The sequence below is a fragment of the Lelliottia sp. JS-SCA-14 genome (assembly GCF_035593345.1).
Classification (GTDB): Bacteria; Pseudomonadota; Gammaproteobacteria; order Enterobacterales; family Enterobacteriaceae; genus Enterobacter; species Enterobacter wanjuensis.
On sequence record NZ_CP141606.1, the window covers coordinates 2961803 to 2980713 of the forward strand.

Below are 18911 nucleotides of genomic sequence, written 5' to 3' on the forward strand. Positions count from 1 at the left end.
CGCCATTCGATTTCCTTCTCGTTTTTGGAAATTAGCCTGTACAGCAAGTGGAAAGGGAATCCCATTTAAAAAGTCGGATCGTCGTTATTTTTAAGCTTCTGTATTCAAAAAGTTACGAAAGACAGCCCAAGTCCTGGCAGAGCGCCGCGCTTATATTTTTGTAACAATAATTAACAAGATACACACCAGCCATAAACAATTAAGGAATGTTAAAACATTATTGCGATTACACTTAATGATAGTTTACCCAAATAAACAAAGTCTAAAAATGTACAAAAAATAACCACTGCTTTTTTTCCTCCGGCTTGTGGTATACTCCGCCGCCATAACTTTCATCGTCGCGCTCAAGCGCCGTTTTGTCCTGAGGAATAACAATGAGCACACCTGAATTCGCCACCGCCGAAAATAACCAAGAACTGGCGCAGGAAGTATCCTGTCTGAAAGCGCTACTGACTCTGATGCTGCAGGCGATGGGCCAGGCCGACGCGGGTCGTGTGATCATTAAGATGGAAAAACAGATCGCCCAAATGGAAGATCAGAGCCAGGCAGATGTATTTGCCGGTACGGTTAAGCAAATTAAACAAGCTTACCGCCAGTAAAAAAAGAAACGGCTGGATGCGATTGCATTCAGCCGTTTTCGTGTCTGGCACGCAGAACAGTAAGAGTGTTGTCAGATGAATCCGGTTGCCGCCGCATAGCAGGCAATCTGCGTCTTATTCGGCGCATTAAATTTCTTCTGCATATTCTTCTGATGGAAGTTCACCGTATTCTCTGAGATCGACAATATAATCGCGATTTCAGCCGACGTTTTCCCCTCTGCCGTCCACTTCAGAATTTCCTTCTCGCGTTTGCTGAATTTCATCTCCGGCGGCATCACCATTTCATGTTCAAATCGCAGCAACGTGGTCAGCGCCATTTGCACTAACATCTGCAGACGCAGCTCTATTTCATCGCTGTCCATCATTTTGCCAAACTGGCTGGTGCGGGAAACGGAGAGAAATCCGAGCGCGTGATTCGGCAACATTAAACATTGCGAAATCCCCTTACGAATGCCGTGGTCGCGCGCGCCATCCCACAAAGGTTGCGCCTCAGCGAATAATGCATCCGTCCAGGGCAGATGACCCTGAATGAAATTCTCCCGCTTTAATACCGGATCAATCGCGAAATAATTCTCTGCCTGATATTGCGACATCCATTCAGCCGGATAGCTGGAATGAACCGTAATTTTTGGACGGGTAAACGGCACCGGATGACGCACACAGAGTGAGTAATAATCGAATTCGAGAGCCTGTGTTTGCTGCTGAAGTTCGTGATAAACCTCGTCGGCCGTTCCCATCTCCTGGAAACGGAGGAAGCAATTCCGCCTCCATGTAAAAAAGTCTGTATCCCTCATACTTACTGAATGAAGCCCCTGAAAAAGATAATCATTATTATGGTGAATATAACCTAACACATAAATCTTATTTATATGTATAAAATATCGCCCCAGGTGAGAATAGCTTTCATTTCCCGCCCTTTGAGTGTTGATATTTAGAATATAACCATCTAAAAAACCGCAGAACTGGAGAATGATTTGCTCCAGAACGTCTTTCTGGAGCAAATCAGCGCAGATAAGATTACTGCGTCAGGAATTTGTCGAGGAACTGACGCGTGCGCGGGTGTTGCGGATGGGTAAACAATTCTTTTGCCGGGCCCTGCTCCACGATGCGCCCCTGGTCCATGAAAATCGCCCGGTCGGCGACGTCACGGGCAAAGCTCATCTCGTGGGTGACGATCACCAGAGTGCGTTTCTCCTGCGCCAGCTGGCGGATGGTGTTCAACACTTCGCCCACCAGCTCCGGATCCAGCGCCGAGGTCGGCTCATCGAAGAGGATCACGTCCGGGCGCATCGCCAGCGCGCGGGCGATCGCCACACGCTGCTGTTGTCCGCCCGACAGACGGCGCGGATAGCTGGTCTCTTTCCCCGAAAGCCCTACCTTCGCCAGCAGCTCCCGCGCGCGGGCGGTCGCTTCCTCTTTCGGCTCACCTTTTACGATGACCGGCCCTTCAATAATGTTCTCCAGCACCGTGCGGTGCGGGAAGAGATTAAAGCTCTGGAAGACAAAACCCACGTGCTGGCGCAGACGGCGGATCAGCCCCTTCTGCTGCCCGATGGACTTCCCGGTATCAATGGTGATATCCCCGACGCGAATGGTTCCGCCCTCGGGCTGCTCGAGCAAATTAATGCTGCGCAGCAGCGTGGTTTTCCCGGAGCCGCTCGGCCCGATAATCGCCACCACTTCGCCCTCTTGCACTTCCAGATCGATGCCGTGCAGCACCGTCTGCCCGTGGAATTTTTTGACCAGGTTTTTGATGTCGATAGCACTCATTTCGGATCTCGCTCCTGGCGGTTAAGCTGATTTTCAAAATAGTTTTGAAGGGCGGAAAGCACCGTCGCCATCACCCAGTAAATCAGCGACGCCGCCAGATACATGGTGAACACTTCCAGCGTGCGCGAGGTGATAAGCTGCGCCTGACGGAACAGTTCCGGCACCTGGATCGTTGCCGCGAGCGACGTGTCTTTTACCAGGCTAATAAAGCTGTTGCTGAGCGGCGGGAGCGCCACCCGTGCCGCCTGCGGCAGAATGGCGCGGCGCAGGGTTTGCCACGGCGTCATGCCGATGCTGGCCGCCGCTTCCCACTGCCCCTTATCGATCGAGGAGATCGCCGCCCGCAGGGTCTCAGAGGTATACGCCGCGGTGTTGAGCGACAGACCAATCATCGCCGCCGGGATCGGATCCAGCTCGATGCCAAACTGCGGCAAACCGTAGTAGATCATAAACAGCTGAGCGATCAGCGGCGTACCACGAAATATCGAGATGTAAAACCGCGCCAGCCAGCGTACCGGCAGGATCGGCGACATGCGCATCAATGCGAGGATAAAGCCCAGCACCAGCCCAAAGAACATCCCGCCCAGGCTGAGCTGCAGCGTAAACACCGCCCCTTTCAGCAGGTACGGCAGGGAATCAATAACCAGTTGAATACTTTCTTGCATTATTATTTTCGACCCGTGATTCAGACGTGAGGATGATAGGCAAACAACGCAGGCGCTCCGCCGGTGTGAACGAACAGAATCGGCCCTTCATCCTTAAAGCGTTTCTGGGTAATGCCGTCGATCAGCCCCGCCATCGCTTTCCCGGTGTAAACCGGATCGAGCAGAATGCCTTCCAGACGCGCCAGCAGTTTGATCGCCTCCTGCCCTTCTTCGTTCGGCGTGCCGTAGCCCGGCGCGAAATAGTCATCCCACAGCAAAATGTCCGACTTCGCCTGCACTTCCAGCTGCTGCGCAACCGCCTGCTGCAAATTCACCACTTTCGGCTTCTGATCCGCGACGCTACGGGAGACGGTGACACCAATCAGCTCCACCTCCGGCATCAGCTGCTCCAGCCCGACCGCCAGCCCGGCGTGCGTTCCGGCGCTGCCGGATGCCACCACCACAGACGAGAGACTCACCGCCCCTTCACACTGCTGAGCGATCTCCAGCGCACTTTCGACGTAGCCCAGCGCACCCAGCGCGTTAGAGCCGCCGACCGGAATCACATACGGACGAAAACCCTGAGCTTCGACGCGCGTCGCCAGCTCTTCCAGCTGCGCCGCCGGATCGGTTAAGGCGTCGCACATTTCAATCTGTACGTTAAAGAGATCCAGCAGCAGGCGGTTGCCGTTGCTGAGATAGTTTTCCGCGCGCGTGCCGATCGGGTTCTCCAGCAGCGCCACGCAGTTCAGGCCGAGCTTCGCGGCCACCGCCGCCGTCTGGCGCACGTGGTTGGACTGGATCGCACCGGCGGTGATCAGCGTATCAGCGCCTTCACGCAGCGCGTCAGCGGCGAGGAACTCCAGCTTGCGCAGCTTGTTCCCGCCCATCGCCATTGGGGTCACGTCGTCACGCTTGATAAAGATATCGCGCCCTAAATAGTCAGAAAAACGCGGTAAATACTCCAGGGGCGTGGGCGCGCCGATAAACTCGAGGCGCGGAAAGCGGGTTAAATTTTGCAGTGACATGGATCCTCCGGTAACGCTGTTTTTGTTTATTATTTTTATTATGCACGCAGTCGCGACAGAAATGAAAAAGGCGCTTTTAAAAGCGCCTTTTTTTCAGGGAAAGACTTACTTGGTGACGTCTGCCCCGAACCACTTCTCGGAGAGCGCCTTGAGGCTGCCGTCTTTTTGCATCTCAGCAATCGCATCGTCGATCGCTTTGACCAGGTCCTGGTTATCCTTGCGGATAGCCACACCGGCTTCCTGACGGGAGAAGGCATCACCGGCCACGGCCAGGGTGTCTTTGGTTTTCTTCACCAGATCCAGCGCCGCCAGACGGTCAACCAGGATGGCATCGATACGGCCTACGCGCAGATCCTGATATTTGGTCGGGTCATCATCATAGGTACGAATATCCACGCCCTGCACGTTCTGGCGCAGCCACTCTTCATAGTTGGTGCCAAGACCCACACCCACTTTTTTGCCTTTCAGATCGGCGGCAGATTTAATCGTGCCTTCGTTGCCCTTCTTCACCAGCGCCTGAATACCGGAGACGGTGTACGGCGTCGAGAAATCATATTTCTTCTTACGCTCGTCAGAGATGGTCACCTGGTTGATGACCACGTCGATACGTTTGGAATCCAGCGAGGCCAGCATTCCGTCCCATTTGGTCGGTTTCAGCGAGGCTTTCACGCCCAGATGTTTTGCCAGCTCTTCAGCAAACTCGACCTCGAAACCGGTCAGCTTGCCGTCATCGCCCTGGAAACTGAATGGCGGATAAGTGCCTTCCAGTCCCACCAGCAGCGTGCCGCGTTCTTTCACTTTATTCAGCAGATTTTCAGCGGCGAAGGTTTTCGCGCTCATCCCTGCGACCAGCGCAACAGCCATGACGCCCATCAGCGCCTGACGACCCAGAAGTGCTAATTTCATAGTGACCCCGATATAGTGGTTTTTGAGTAGTGTAGGGCTTTCGTTTATAACGTCAAACACGAGTCCGCTACATCTTATTCAATTTTAATATATATCAGAAGTTGTTCCGGCGTAGACTTTCTGCTTCATCACACCCGGCATTTGCGCTTTATATTGCGCGTACTTACGCAGGGCGATGCGATAGTTGTTGGTGCTGGTTGCAGGCAACCACGGCTCCAGATTCTCATCCAGATAACCGGTGTCCAGCAGATCGCGGGAGATGTTTTGCTGTGTCAGATGCTGACCCAGGCGACGCAGGCGAACCACATATTCGCGCACGGTGCCATGGCTCATCTCAGTTTGCTCAAACAGGAATTGTTTAAAGCCGATGATGTCGAAGAAATCGCTTTGCTCTTTGCAATGCAGATCGCCACAGAATCGACAGAGTGCCACCCACTCCTGCTGCTCTGCCTGCCACGCGGATTCATCCATCAGGGTGTCGAGACGAGAGATCGCGATCTTATTCACGATTTCGCCGCGACGAACCAGCGTGATACGGTCGAGCAACTTATTGCAGTGGGCGCAATGCGTCTGGCTGTGTTTAAAGTCTTTTAGGTAGCGGCTTAAAGGCCGTCTTTTAGATTGCTGCACCGTCATGATAACTCCTGGTTGTCAATACGTTGTGCGGCACTTTTCGGGCGTTCATCGCCTATAACTTACCCAGTTTGGTCCGTAAGCGTTTGATGGCCTGACTATGCAATTGGCTCACCCGCGACTCCCCGACTTCCAGTACCGCGCCGATCTCCTTCAGATTCAGCTCTTCCTGGTAGTAGAGGGTTAACACCAGTTGCTCACGTTCCGGTAACGCTTCAATCGCTTCCATCACGCGCGAGCGCAAATTACCTTCCAGTAAATGGTGTAACGGGTTTTGTTGCTGATTTTCATCAGTCACCAGCTCGATGCTATCGCCATGCTCTTCACGCCACTCGTCATAAGAGAAGAGCTGGCTGTTATTGGTATCGAGCAACATCTGGCGATAATCTGCCACAGCAATGCCAAGACGTTCCGCCACTTCAGTTTCCGTCGCGTTACGTCCCAGTTCCTGTTCCAGCTGTCCTATTGCATGTGCCACTTCGCGGGCATTGCGGCGAACACTACGTGGCACCCAGTCACGGCTGCGCAGTTCGTCCAGCATCGCACCCCGAATACGCTGTACTGCGTAAGTCGTAAATGCCGTTCCTTGCAGAGCGTCGTACCGGTCCACTGCATTCAGTAACCCGATACCGCCCGCCTGTAGCAGGTCGTCCAGTTCCACACTCGCCGGCAATCGCACCTGGAGGCGCAACGCTTCATGACGCACCAGCGGGACATAACGCTGCCACAGCGAGTGTTTATCCATTACACCATCAGCGGTATAGAGTGAATTCACGATAAACAGCCCTGCGTTAATTGAGTTATCGGCATGATTATCCAATTCTGGAGGGGTTTTAATCGGATGAATAGTGGGTGAAATCGGGGGTTATTTGGGGGGTAATGCGAAAACGGGGGCCGCCCGACTAATAGTCAGGCGACAAAGTGATTGTCCGCGTTAATGTTTTTAGCAGATCATAGCCGTCCCAGTGCAGTGAAAACTCCATGGTTTCACCAAAAGAAACTATTCGATCAACGCCTTTAGGGGCATGGTTAACAATAAACGCCTCAATATTATTTCTTGATACGCCGAATGTCGCAACAGTCTGACATTTTTCCCCGCAGATAGACATAATTTCACTGATGTCATTCACCAGCCACTCATAAAAGAGTCCATTCCCATGATGAGTGTCCAGCATCTCCTGACTTACCGCTTCTGCCTCTACCCGGAAAATATGTCGCGTCCCGGACGGAATATATTTTAACGCCGGGTTTTGGGCTGCCCGCTGGCAATAATCGGCGAGGGTTTTCACCACCGAAACGGCTTCGGGATCAGGCCTGTCTTGCAGGTAAGATTCAAAATGCGCCCAAAACTGCGCGCGCGCCTCGGCTTTTCGTTCTCCCAGCCATACCACCACTTTTGGCGAGGTACACGCCAGCTGATCGGTTAACAGGGTATCGTTAAAAAAGTTTTGGGCGATGCGTTGTTTATTGTCGGCGGCGAGATATTCATCGGCGTGAATAATGGCAATGGAATAGCGATCCGCAAAGGCCACATCGACAGCGCGAGGGGAAAGCGGCGACTGGCGAATTAAGGCAATGGTTTTATCGCCGCCCCAAATTAAACGTGACTGAGATAGTGCTGACAGCGCGTTATTAATTTCGCGCTCATGCCCATATTGCACCAGACAGATCAATTCACGTATCGCAACATGTTGTTGCAGCGCCTGATTAAGGGCCTCGCAAATAATATCGACCTGCACGAACATTTTTGACGGCAGGCGCACAACATTGGCATTTCCGGTGAGTAATCCGGCAAACAGCGAGTAGGCAAAATTGACCGCCACATTCGACGGCGCAATATGAAACGCAACGCCCCGACCCAACAGTCGCTCTTTATACTGGAGTGTCTGTTTCATTTTCTCCAGCGCCGCTTTTCGACACCAGAATGCGAGTGAGATCACATCGCTGTGCGGACGCGCCTGCGGTAGTGCCAGTACTATTTTCGAGAAGCTGTGCAGGAATGCCATGACTTCAGAATCAAAGGGCATACGCGGCTTTGCCTCGGGCATCTGCGCCAGGACCTGCCCGTCACCCACCCGGAAGCGTAATGATTCAAAACTCTGCGGCATAGGTGTCACTGCATCCTCTTATTTCTGCATTTTTCAGTCGGCCAAGAATACGGAAGTACTTTCCTGCCCTGCCGCACGGACAATCATCTTCCCCGAGGATGATCCCCTCATCTTCGGTTAACAGCGAATGCCCTGGATAGGACTCCGGGATCGTCGACAGGACCTGGATAATACCGGGTTGACCCGGCGGGCACGGAGAAAGCGTGCGCGGATCGCGGACGATCACATCGGAGAAAATACTGGCATGGAGATGACCCTGCTCGCACTGCATATAAATGCAGCCGGTCTGTTCCACCATGCCGTAATAGTCAGAGATGTTTTTAATGCCACACACGCTGTGCAGCGCATCGGCAAACTCTGCGGCGGAAACCGCCTGCGACTGGAGTTTTTTCCAGCCGCCGCCGTGGATCAGGATCCCGTTCTCTAAGTTGAGAGACTTGCCGCTGGCCTTTAACGCCTGGTAAAAATGCTGCCAGACCATAAAGGTAAAACCAAACAGCAGAATGGGTTTCCCCTGATGACGCTCCAGGAACGCACTGATGCCTTCCACATCCAGATCCATGGATTCCGTTAACGCCCAGCAGCGCTCCGAGCCGAACATCGAAAATCCGAGGATGCCCGCGCCACGCGCGGAAAACATGTTGCGATCTTTCATCACCGCCGGGGTGTCGAGGATCAGCATCGGCAATCGCCCTGCGCCGGTAAAATGGCTCACGATGCGCACCAGCGTTTTCTGCTGGCGCGCGGCGGTCATTTTATCGAGGAAAATACGCGAAACCTGCTGCCCCGTGGTGCCAGAAGAGGTCATGGTTTTGACCACCTCTTCTTCCGGCACGCTTTGCAGGGACAGGGTTTTGAACAGCGAAACGGGCAGAAACGGCACATCTTCAAGCTGATTCAGCCGGGTCACGTCGCAGCCCAGCCCCTGCAACATATTGCGGTATGGCTCGCAATTCTGCTGATGATGTTCCGTCAGCCTGCGCATGCGCGCCAGCAGATGCTGGCGTTTTTCGTCGCGCTTTAAGGCGTAGGGCCCATGTTCGAGCCAGGCATCAAATTCAGTCACACAATGCCTCCAGCTGACGGTATAAGGTTTTCCCCGCCGGGTTTTTCGGGATCGCCTCGATGCCCGTCACCCTGAATGCGGAGTGGTGCAGTTGGCAGGTTTTCGCCAGATAGCTTTTGACCGCTTCTGCCTGATGCGCATCGGTAATAAACACCTGCACGTTGTCGTCGCGCCCGACCGCCACACACTCGGTGGAAGGGAATGCATTCACCACCAGATGCTCAAGTTCATCCAGCCCGACGCGGTTGCCGAAGACTTTCAGAAAGCGCGTTTTACGCCCGACGATGGTGTAAAGCCCGGCCTCATTACGGCTGGCCATATCCCCGGTCGCCAGACGCCCGCGGCGCTCGTCGCCTTTGGCCAAATCCGCACGACAGGTGGCATACCCGAGCGTGACGTTCTCACCGTAGTAAATCAGCTCCCCGCACTCACCGGCGGCAGTGATTTCCGCACCGGTTTCGTCCTCAAGGGCAAACCGGCCGCCCGGGATCGCCCTTCCCATCACGCCCGGATGATCTGCCGCCAGCTCGGGAGGCAAATAGCCCATCCGCGAGGTGGCTTCTGATGCGCCGTACATAACGAAAAAGCGTAACCCTTTATCAGCCGCCCACGCCGTCAGCTCGCTGTGCAGCTCCGGGCGCAGTTTGCCTCCGGCCTGGGTCAGGGTTTTCAGCGACGGAAGATCCATGCGGGTAAAGCGCAGTTTTTTCAGTATTTCCCAGCTGTAAGGCACGCCGGAGAGCGAGGTGGCGGCGTGCTGTTTCACAAAACGCCAGAACCCCGGCTGCACCGGGCCGCTGTTGGTCAGCAGCAGCGTGGCCCCTTGCGCCAGATGGGTGTTGATAATCGACAGTCCGTAGACGTAGTTCATCGGCAGCCAGGCGAGCGCCCGCTCGTGACGGTCGATGCCAAGATAATCAATAATGCTGCGGGTGTTCGAGAGCAGGTTTTGATAGCTCTGACGCACCAGTTTTGGGCTGCCGGTCGAGCCGGAGGTGGCAATTAGCAAGGCCAGGGAATCATCCATCTCCGGCGCTGGCTGCTGCAGATCCTCAAGCGCATAACCGTCCGCGCCCTGCTGCCAGATAAAGCCAGGACGATAGATCTCTCGCAGCTGTTGCAGGAGTTCAGGGGCGATAGTTTTATCCAGCATCAGCGGGACCGCGCGGGCGTTCAGGCAGGCCAGATAGCCCACCAGCGCGCCGGGGCTGTTATCGCATAAGCAAAAAACCAGCGCGCGGGCTGGCAATGTTTCGGCAAGGGCTGCAACGGACTGCGCCAGCTCGCGATAGGTGAGCGCGGTATCCTGGTCGTCGATCACGGCAACCGCATCGCTGTCGGCAGCAAGCTGCCAGAATGGCGTCATGACAGGTTCTCCAGGATCGTGCCCGCAATCTGCGCCCCGGTCAGGCCGTTTTGCTCAAGCATCCACTGATACTCACCCGCAGGGCCGTAGCCCTGCGGTATGCCAATGGTTAGCAGACGCGGCGCGTGCTGCTGCGTCACCAGAAACTCAGCAACGGCGCTGCCCAGTCCGCCAATGACGCTATGCTCTTCAAGACTCACCATCATTTTGCAGCCGAACTGATTTTTTAACGCTTCCGTATCCAGCGGCTTAATGGTGAACATATCGGTAACGCTGCAGCTGATCCCGCGCTCGGCGAGGATCTCCGCCGCTTTCAGCGAGGCTGAAACCATGCTGCCGGTCGCCACCAGCGCCACGTCAGAGCCTTCGCGGAGCAGGTTGGCTTTGCCAGGGGTGAATGTCTGCGCGTCGCGATAGACGATCGGCGTGCGCATTCCTCCCGTCAGGCGCAGATAGACCGGCCCGGTATGTTCTGCCGCGGCGAGCGTCAGCAGTGCCGTCGCCGTCGCATCCGCAGGCGACAGGATGGTGAGATTGGCTATCGAGCGCAGCGTGGCGATATCTTCAATCCCGTAATGGGTGGTGCCAAACATCCCCATCGCAAACCCGGACGCCAGCCCGACCACTTTAATATTGCCCTGCAGATAGCCCATGTAATGGCGCATCTGCTCGCAGGAACGCAGTGCTGCGAAGTTGGCGAAGGTGGTGGCAAACGGAATGCTGCCCTGGGAGGCAATGCCTGCCGCCACGCCAATCAGATTTTGCTCGGCAATGCCGACGTTGATATAGCGCTCGGGGAAGGTATGGCTGAAACGCTCCATGCCCGAGGTAATCCCCAGATCTGCGGTCAACCCCACGATATCGGGGTTCTGCTGGGCGAGATTCAGAAGCGTCACGCCAAAGGTGCCGCGCGTGCCCATCATCGACCAGGCCCGGACCTCTGCCGGAGAGACGGAGATATTCATACCAGCTCCTCCAGGGCGGCAAGGCGCTGCGCCGCAGAGAGTTTCGCGCGGTGAAACGCGTTGTTATGTTCCATAAAGGAGATCCCTTTCCCTTTCACGGTAGCGGCGATCACCGCTTTCGGTTTGCCGTGGGAAGGTGCAGCGAACGCCTGCTGGAGCGCTGCGATATCATGGCCGTCGCAAGTTTCGACATGCCAGCCGCAGGCCTGCCACAGGGCCGGGAAATTCATTTTGAGGGTTTGTTCGCAGGCGATATCCGACTGGAAGCCGTTCACATCGACAATCGCCGTCAGGTTATCTAACCCGTGGTGCGCGGCAAACATCGCGCTCTCCCAGATGGAGCCTTCATTGCATTCCCCATCACCCAGCACGACGTAGCTGTGCCACGGCTGCTGTTTCAGACGCTGATGCCAGGCGATCCCGCTGGCAAAGCCCACGCCAAGCCCCAGAGAGCCACCGGCGAAATCAATGCCCAGGGCCGGATTCATCGGCGTCAGCGCCGGGAAAAGCGAGCCGCTGTGATCGAAGGTCGCCAGCTGTTCCGCGCTCAACACGCCGTAGTGGTGCAGCGTGGTATAGAGCGCGAGGGCGGCATGCCCCTTGCTCAGTAAAAAGCGGTCGCGCTCCTGGCTCGCCATACTGTCCGCCGAATAACGCATCACTGAGCCATACAGGACGGTGGCGATCTCCACCATCGACAGCGCCGAGCCAAGATGCACGCCGTCCACGGGCGCATTGAACGCGACGTCGATCATCGAGCGGCGGATCTGACGGGCGGCTGCCTGCAGTTCAGCGACGCGACTCATCGTAAACCGCCGTCCACGCGCAGCGTCTGGCCGGTAATGTAGCTCGCCAGATCGGAGACTAAAAACACCGCCGCATCGGCGATGTTGGACGGATTGCCCAGACGGCGCAGATCGGTCTGATTGCGCGTCGCTTCGATAATGGCAGCCGGAAGGGTTTCCAGCATATCCGTATCGGTGATCCCCGGCGCGATGCAGTTCGCGCGGATCCCGGTTTCACCCAGCTCGGTGGCAATGGATTCCGTCAGGGCGATCACCGCCGCCTTGGATGCGCCATACGCCGATTTCCCGGCGTTGCCATCCTGCGCGGCCGTCGAGGCGATATTGACAATACTCCCCTGCTTCTGGCGCGCCATCAGCTTGGAGACGGATTGCGTGAAGTTGAACAGCGAGAAGAAATTGACTTCAAACTGCTGACGCAACGCCTGCTCGGTGGTCATCTGGAACAGGGCGTTGAGGGTAATCCCGGCGTTGTTCACCAGGCCGTGTAGCGGGCGTTTGTCGCTCATCAGCTGTTTGACCGCCAGCTTCATCGCCGCCGAATCGGTGAGATCAAAACAGAGCGGCCAGATTTGCACCCCGTGACGGGCGGCAGTCTGGGCCATATCCGTCAAAAAATCGTCGTCAGCGCTGCGGGCGTGGGCGTAAATATTGGCGCCATTAGACGCAAACGCCTCGACCATCGCCCGACCAATCCCGCGCTTGCAGCCGGTAATAATGACATTTTTATCTTTTAACAGCATAGTCAGCCCCTTAGTGCCCAATCCCGCCGTCGACGCGGATAACCTGACCGGTGACGTAAGCCGCCGCATCAGACGCTAACCAGCAGAGGGTATTTGCCACCTCTTCTGCCAGACCCAGGCGCGGAATAGCGGCCGCCGCCATTTTTTCATCCACCACCGCCTGCGGCAGGTTTTCCGTCATCGCGGTCTGGATCACGCCGGGCGCCACCGCGTTTACGCGGATGCCCTGCGGACCCAGCTCGGCAGACAATGTTTTGGTGGCCGCTATCATCGCCGCCTTGGAGGCGGAATAAGAGAGCTGGCCCACGTTGCCGTCAATACCGGAAATACTGGCGATGTTAATCACGCTGCCGCGCTTATTGCGCAGCATCAGACGGGTCATGTACTGGGTAAACACCATCTGCGAGAAGAAATTAATGGTGAAGGTTTTTTGCAGCTGATCGAGCGTGACCATCGGGAACAGCGCATCGAGCGTCACGCCCGCCACGTTCACCAGGATATCAATCGGCTGTTTCGCTTTTTGAATGGTCATCGCGGCTTGTTTGATCGACGCGTCGTCCAGCAAATCAAAGCTCACCGGCGTAATGGATACGCCGTGCTCTGCGCTCAGGTCACGAATAAAGGTTAAAAAATCCTCATCCTCCTGCTGAACGCAGGCAAACAGGTTCGCACCCTGGCGGGCAAAGGCGACCAGCGTCGCCTTCCCTATTCCCTGCAGGCATCCCGTCACAACGGCAGTTTTCCCGGCCAGTAACATGCTCACCCCTCCTTTATTCAGGCGACTTCAACATCATATTTTTTGAGGATCTCTTTCCCTTTTTCCCAGGAGGAGAAATCAATAATGTCTTCGGTGTCCAGCATGATGTCGAAGGTCTCTTCCAGCGCCGCAATCATGCTCATATGACCGACGGAGTCCCAGGAAGGGGTGTCCTGATATTTGTAGCCAGGCAGGATGTCTTCAGTGATCTCAAAGGTTTCGACAAAAATCGTGTTGTACTTTATTAAATTAGTCATTTCGAATAGCTCCAGACAAAACAATTACTTAAAAACTTTCTTTTGCTCATTTTTGCGCATCACGCGAGCAGGATTCCCGAGGGCCACGGACTCTTCAGCAATATCGCTGAACACCGCACTGCCCATCCCGACGATAACGTCAGCGCCGAGGGTGGTTTTTTCTTTCACCGCCACATTCATGCCGATAAACACGCGCTTGCCCACCAGACAGTGTCCGGCCAGGGTCACGTTGCTGGAGACCACAGAGTGCGGCCCCACGCGGGTATCGTGGCCGACGCTGGCGTGCGGCTGAATCAGGGTGTTTTCCCCAATGTCGACGTCGCAGGAGATAAAGGCGTGGTCGCAGATAATCGCCCCGGCACCAATATGCGTCCCCGGCGGAATAAAGACCGAAGGATGGATCAGCGTCGTCAGGCTGGTTCTGGCGAGCACTTTCTCGGCCAGTTTCTGCCGCGCGGCCGGTTCACCAATCGCAATCACTACTTCCGTGCACTGATGATCCAGCAGGGCAAAACGATGGACCGGCACGCCCGAGACCACGTTTTCGTCAGTGACGTCATCGATAAAAAAGATCTCTTCCCAGCGGGAAGATTGGTTGAGCTGCTGCGCCAGGACTAACACTTCGCGCCCCAGGCCGCCTGCGCCGTAAATACCGAGTTTCATGCCACTTCTCCGTCAACCTGCGCCACCAGCGGCTGATTCGCCGACGCGGCGCTGTACTGGCGAATCATCGCCACCACGCGATCCTGATCGCTTTCGCTCAGATCCGGGAAAATCGGCAGGCAGAGAATTTTCTGCGAGATACCTTCCGCGACAGGCAGGTTTTGCGGGCTGGCGGAAGGCAGATGCCGGTACATGGAAAACGAGCTGATCAGCGGGTAGAAGTAGCGACGCGAGTAGATATTCTCTTCTTTCAGCACGTCATAGAGCTGGTCGCGGCTAAGGGGATAGCTCTCGTTCACCAGAACCGGGTAGTAAGCGTGATTCCACTCCACATTGTCCGGCGCGCTGAAGGACTCAATCCCGTCGATGTCACTCAGCAGTTCACAGTAGCGCTCATAGATGGCGCGACGGGCCGCCAGTGCGCCGTCAATATGCTGGAGCTGCACCAGGCCAAACGCGGCCTGCACTTCGTTCATCTTGGCGTTGATGCCTGGAGCCACCACGGTGGTCTCCCCGGCGAACCCGAAGTTTTTCAGGTAGTCGATGCGCTGCTTCATGCGCGCATCCGGGCAGATAATCGCCCCGCCTTCAAAGGTGTTAAACACCTTGGTGGCGTGGAAGCTCAGAATCGACAGATCGCCGCAGTTCAGCACGCTCTGGCCATCTTTTTTGACGCCGAAGGCGTGGGCCGCATCGTAAATCACCTTTAAGCCCCAGGCATCGGCGATCTTCTGGATGCCGTCCACGTCGCACGGAATGCCGTAGCAGTGAACCGGCAGGATGGCGGACGTAGCCGGGGTAATCAGCTGTTCGATCTTCGCCGGATCGATATTGCAGGTCACCGGATCGATATCTGCAAACACCGGCGTCAGGCCGTTCCACAGCAGCGAGTGGGAGGTGGCGACAAACGAGTACGGCGTAGTGATCACTTCCCCGGTGATGCGCAGCGCCTGCAGTGCCGTCAGCAGTGCGAGCGTGCCGTTGGAGAACAGACACAGGTGCTCCACGCCGAGATATTCCGCCAGCGCTTTTTCCAGCTGCTGGTGAAACTGACCGCCGTTAGTTAAAAACTTGTTTTCCCAGATTTGCTCCAGGTAAGGAATAAACTCCTCGAGCGGCGGAAGCAGCGGGCTCGTGACGTAGACATTGTTTTTCATAACGCACCTTCAAAATAAACCTGTGTTTGCCCTCGCGGACGGCTTACGCCGCCACGAACCGCCCTACTCTTCTACCGTAAAACTCTGTGCCGGTTGCCCGGAGCAGTAAATCTCCCACGCCTTGCGCAGCGCTTTTTCCAGCGGTGCGGCCACGTCAAAGCCATCCTGCTTCAGCGGCATGTTTTTGCGCATGCTCTGGCGCCAGTCGTTCAGCTCCTGAAGACGGTTTTGCCAGCCAACGGCGCGCTCGACGTAATCTTGCGGGGTGGTGGCGACGAACGGCTGCAGACCGTAGATGTGCATGATCTCCACCCCCTGGCGCGACGCGGTGGTCGCCCCGGCAATACTCAGCGTCGGAACGCCCATCCAGACGCCGTGGCTGGTTGTCGTGCCACCGGTATACGGGAAGGAGTCCAGCATCAGATCCACTTCGTGATGCATGCGCAGGTAGGTTTCGAGATCGGTTGTTTTGCGGAAAATCAGCTGCGACTCCAGCACGCCCAGCGCGCAGAGCTTCTTGCGATAACGGGCAATCATCTCGTCATCGTCCATAAAGCCAATCAGCAGCTTCGCGGTCGGGTTACGCGACATGATCTGCGCCCACAAGGCGAAGACCTCATTGTTCAGTTTCTTCGGACGGTTGAAGCTGCCGTAGGTGAAGTAGCCATTGCTGAGCGCCGGCAGCGGGTTAACCTCCGGGCTGAGTTCGCTCGGGGCAAAGAAGCTGCGCAGCGGCATATAGAGCAGTTTTTCAGTGTACTGATCGTCCATTTCGCCAGGCTTACCCAGCCCCGGCGTGGTGATGCGATAGTCCATCTGATCCAGCCCTGACGTTCCCGGATAACCAATCCAGGTCATCTGCACCGGCGCAGGTTTAAAGCCAAAGACCGGCAGACGGGTTCCCGTGGTGTGGCCCGACAGGTCGACCAGAATATCAATCTGATCTTCGGCAATCTGCTTCGCCAGCTCCGCGTCGCTGTACTCCGTCGCCATGCGCCAGATAGCCGATGTGCGGGCATAGTGCTCACTCACCTCATCGGTTTTATCAATGGTGCTGTAGCCGATAAGATCGAAGTGCTCGCGGTTCAGGTTGTCCCAGAACGGCAGGAAGAAATTGCTGACCGGATGGTTACGGAGATCGCCCGAGACAAAGCCAACGCGCAGCTTGCGCTGGGGATCTTTGCTGCCCGCATGGTGAATCGTCACCTGCTGGGACTGGCACATCTCGTTCACCTGGCGGCCATATTTCTGATGGACAGAAAACAGGTCGGCGGGCGACAAACTGACATCATGGCTCAGGACAAACAGCAGGCTGGTGAAGGTGTTTAAATCATCGCCTTTCAGCGACAGAGATTTCTCAAGGAAATAGCGCGCATCGGGTATTTTTTGGTTATCGCTGAGGATAATCCCCATGATGCTCAGGAAATACGGCACGTCCGCCGCCAGACGGATCGCCTGCCGCGCGCATTTCTCGGCAACCGCCATCTCGCGTCGGGAATGGAACAGGCACGCCAGCAGGTTCCAGCAGTTCGCGTTTTGATCGTCAATGCGCAACAAGGCCCGCAGCAGCTTGCGCGCTTCGAGCAGTTCGTCGATTTTAAACAGCGCCGTCGCCAGATCGTAATAGCTATCCCAGTGCATGGAATAGTGTCCCAGCAGGCGGCTACTGATGAGCAGTGACGGTTGCCACTGCTCCATCAGCAGGCTGGAGCGGGCCTGACAGCGCAGCAAATGCACGTTGTCCGGATCGTCTTTGAGTAAATCCGCCACCCGGTCGCGGGCTTGTTTATGCCGCCCCTGCTGGATCAAGGCGTTGACCTCATCGTACAGGCTGTCGTACTGCTCATCGCTGCCGACGGGGGTCTGTTTCAGATCCGGCGTGAGGGAAAATCCGCCGTATTTACGCTCGCAGCTGAACATCAGCAGGCCGATATAGACCTGTTTGATCACCGCCAGATCGTCAGATTTCATGAATTCTTGCAGGGCGTTGCGCCAGGCGGCGATGGAGCCGGTCAACAGCCCTTTATCCCGCAGCGCGCAAAAGCGCGGCCAGTTGGCTGCGCCCTGCCACTGCTGTGCATCCGTCGCAAAACGCCACTCATCAAGGCTGAGCGTGACGGGCTGGCCCCAGTAGTTTTGCAGCGTGATATCGCCCTTACCGGCAAAAGCGGCCTCGGTGACAGGGACGATGGGACGCAAAACGTCGTCGGTCGCCAGGTTATAGGCGCAAGGCACGGCGGAGATCATCAGCCCGCTGATGGCGTTTGACAGCAGATCCTGCAGGGATGAAACCAGCTCAGCGCGATGATCGCGGGTGGTCTCTTCCGGGAAACGGCAGTGGAAAAGCAGCTGCTCGAAGCTCAGGCTTAACGGCCAGACTTCGGACAGCACATCGAGGATCTGCAGCGTGGTTTTATTGTCCGTTCTGAGCGGCGTGCCGTCCTGGCCGATATGCCCGTTGGCCATCACCCCGCTGCCGTTGGTCTGACGCTTGAAGCAGCCCGCCCAGTGCAGATGCTCGATGGATTCGAGGTCTGGCTCCTCGGCAAAAGAGACCGTCGTCGGGTGGATCAGCAGGCTGAAACGCTCGCTCCGGCCGGTGGCAAAATCGAGATACTGCTGGCTGTTGGCGCGCGTGCTGCCGCGGCTGATCAGGCCATGCATCTGCGCCACTTTGGTGCCGTAGAAGCTCGCCGTCTCGCTCTGCGGAACGGCGTCGCCGAGATAGCTCAATCCGGTATCAGCAATAACCTGCTGAAAATCGACAAAGTAGTCGCCCTGATGGCTGTGACTGAGATAGCGCAACGCCAGCGTCAGATCGTTGCTTTTTTCTGCGCGGGTGACCTGATCTTTTAAGCTGCCTTCCGGCAGGGTCATCGCCAGATAGCTGAGCATCCCGCGCGCGGAATCAATTTGCGCGTCGATATCCGCTGCGCTTCCGGCGTGAAAACAGAGCGCATCCTGTAAGGTTTTGCTCTCCTGCGCGCCAGGTAACACCGGCCAGTGAAGGGCAATCACCCCCTGGGATGAAAGGTGTGACTGGCACCAGGAGAGCAGCGCGATTCGCTCGTCGCCGCCCATCAGCGAGAAGAGTCCTCGCAGCACGATGTAGTCGAACTCCCCTAAATCGGAAGCGAGCAGATCCGCGAGCCCGGCATGATGAAGCTCAAGGTTGCCCAGCGAAAATTGCGCAATCTTAGCCTTCCCGAGGGCGATCTCTTCTTCATGGACGTCAACACCGATCGCCACACTCTCTGGCCAGGCCAGCGCGTTCGCCACCAGCCCTTCCCCATCACCACAGCCCAGCTCCAGAATTCGCGCCTGGTCGGGGGTGACGCTCGAAGCATGATAGAGCGAGGCCGCCGCATGAAGAGCGACGGGAGTCTGGCTGATAGCAGAGTAAACGCGTGTCACGATAAGCTTATCCAAATGAGAAAATTAAAACG

19 protein-coding genes are annotated in these 18911 nt (G+C 56.2%); 1 reads left to right on the plus strand and 18 read right to left on the minus strand.

The window, feature by feature from the left end; translation table 11 throughout:
• Nucleotides 1-374 precede the first annotated feature (374 nt).
• Complete coding sequence (locus U9O48_RS13900) at nt 375-599, plus strand: DUF2594 family protein (RefSeq protein WP_282495429.1); 225 nt, start codon at nt 375-377, stop codon at nt 597-599.
• Nucleotides 600-670: 71 nt separating this feature from the next.
• Here the strand turns inward: U9O48_RS13900 and sdiA are convergent, their stop codons facing one another.
• From sdiA to U9O48_RS13990, 18 genes are all read right to left on the minus strand, one after another.
• Nucleotides 671-1393, minus strand: a complete 723-nt coding sequence (gene sdiA / locus U9O48_RS13905; protein ID WP_285149572.1) for a transcriptional regulator SdiA — start codon at nt 1391-1393, stop codon at nt 671-673.
• Between the two features lie 223 nt (nt 1394-1616).
• Nucleotides 1617-2369, minus strand: a complete 753-nt coding sequence (gene tcyN, locus U9O48_RS13910; protein WP_324722673.1) for an L-cystine ABC transporter ATP-binding protein TcyN — start codon at nt 2367-2369, stop codon at nt 1617-1619.
• Nucleotides 2366-3034 (minus strand): cystine ABC transporter permease, encoded by a 669-nt coding sequence (gene tcyL, locus U9O48_RS13915; protein ID WP_095282452.1) that lies wholly within the window; start codon nt 3032-3034, stop codon nt 2366-2368. The genes tcyN and tcyL overlap by 4 nt, the downstream gene beginning before the upstream one ends.
• Nucleotides 3035-3054: 20 nt before the next feature.
• A complete protein-coding gene (dcyD, locus tag U9O48_RS13920) occupies nt 3055-4041 on the minus strand; it encodes a D-cysteine desulfhydrase (protein WP_324722674.1) in 987 nt (328 codons plus the stop codon).
• A gap of 105 nt (nt 4042-4146) precedes the next feature.
• On the minus strand, nt 4147-4947 hold the full coding sequence (tcyJ, locus tag U9O48_RS13925) for a cystine ABC transporter substrate-binding protein (protein ID WP_282495426.1): 801 nt from the start codon (nt 4945-4947) through the stop codon (nt 4147-4149).
• 84 nt (nt 4948-5031) lie between these two features.
• Nucleotides 5032-5583, minus strand: a complete 552-nt coding sequence (gene fliZ / locus U9O48_RS13930) for a flagella biosynthesis regulatory protein FliZ (protein ID WP_282495425.1) — start codon at nt 5581-5583, stop codon at nt 5032-5034.
• A gap of 52 nt (nt 5584-5635) precedes the next feature.
• The gene (locus U9O48_RS13935; RefSeq protein ID WP_282495424.1) at nt 5636-6355 is read right to left on the minus strand and encodes an RNA polymerase sigma factor FliA; all 720 of its coding nucleotides are present in this window, start codon (nt 6353-6355) and stop codon (nt 5636-5638) included.
• A 127-nt stretch (nt 6356-6482) separates the two neighbouring features.
• Nucleotides 6483-7688 carry an acyl-CoA reductase gene (locus tag U9O48_RS13940; RefSeq protein WP_285149428.1) on the minus strand — a complete coding sequence of 402 codons (1206 nt, stop codon included), beginning with the start codon at nt 7686-7688 and terminating at the stop codon, nt 6483-6485.
• Entirely contained in the window at nt 7672-8754 is a 1083-nt protein-coding gene (locus tag U9O48_RS13945) for an acyl-protein synthetase (protein ID WP_285149427.1), read from the minus strand. Before U9O48_RS13945 ends, U9O48_RS13940 begins: the two co-directional genes overlap by 17 nt.
• On the minus strand, nt 8747-10120 hold the full coding sequence (locus U9O48_RS13950; RefSeq protein ID WP_285149426.1) for an AMP-binding protein: 1374 nt from the start codon (nt 10118-10120) through the stop codon (nt 8747-8749). Before U9O48_RS13950 ends, U9O48_RS13945 begins: the two co-directional genes overlap by 8 nt.
• Complete coding sequence (locus tag U9O48_RS13955) at nt 10117-11085, minus strand: transketolase family protein (RefSeq protein WP_285149425.1); 969 nt, start codon at nt 11083-11085, stop codon at nt 10117-10119. The genes U9O48_RS13950 and U9O48_RS13955 overlap by 4 nt, the downstream gene beginning before the upstream one ends.
• Entirely contained in the window at nt 11082-11891 is an 810-nt protein-coding gene (locus tag U9O48_RS13960; RefSeq protein ID WP_285154900.1) for a transketolase, read from the minus strand. Before U9O48_RS13960 ends, U9O48_RS13955 begins: the two co-directional genes overlap by 4 nt.
• Nucleotides 11888-12631: an SDR family NAD(P)-dependent oxidoreductase gene (locus U9O48_RS13965; protein WP_282495418.1), complete on the minus strand. Its 744-nt coding sequence runs from the start codon at nt 12629-12631 to the stop codon at nt 11888-11890. Before U9O48_RS13965 ends, U9O48_RS13960 begins: the two co-directional genes overlap by 4 nt.
• Before the next feature lie 10 nt (nt 12632-12641).
• Nucleotides 12642-13388: an SDR family NAD(P)-dependent oxidoreductase gene (locus tag U9O48_RS13970; protein ID WP_285149571.1), complete on the minus strand. Its 747-nt coding sequence runs from the start codon at nt 13386-13388 to the stop codon at nt 12642-12644.
• Nucleotides 13389-13405: 17 nt separating this feature from the next.
• Nucleotides 13406-13645: an acyl carrier protein gene (locus U9O48_RS13975; protein WP_285144190.1), complete on the minus strand. Its 240-nt coding sequence runs from the start codon at nt 13643-13645 to the stop codon at nt 13406-13408.
• A gap of 24 nt (nt 13646-13669) precedes the next feature.
• Nucleotides 13670-14308 (minus strand): acetyltransferase, encoded by a 639-nt coding sequence (locus tag U9O48_RS13980; protein WP_282495416.1) that lies wholly within the window; start codon nt 14306-14308, stop codon nt 13670-13672.
• Entirely contained in the window at nt 14305-15465 is a 1161-nt protein-coding gene (locus U9O48_RS13985; protein WP_282495415.1) for a DegT/DnrJ/EryC1/StrS family aminotransferase, read from the minus strand. The genes U9O48_RS13980 and U9O48_RS13985 overlap by 4 nt, the downstream gene beginning before the upstream one ends.
• A 63-nt stretch (nt 15466-15528) precedes the next feature.
• Nucleotides 15529-18879 carry a methyltransferase domain-containing protein gene (locus tag U9O48_RS13990; protein WP_324722675.1) on the minus strand — a complete coding sequence of 1117 codons (3351 nt, stop codon included), beginning with the start codon at nt 18877-18879 and terminating at the stop codon, nt 15529-15531.
• Nucleotides 18880-18911: the final 32 nt, after the last annotated feature.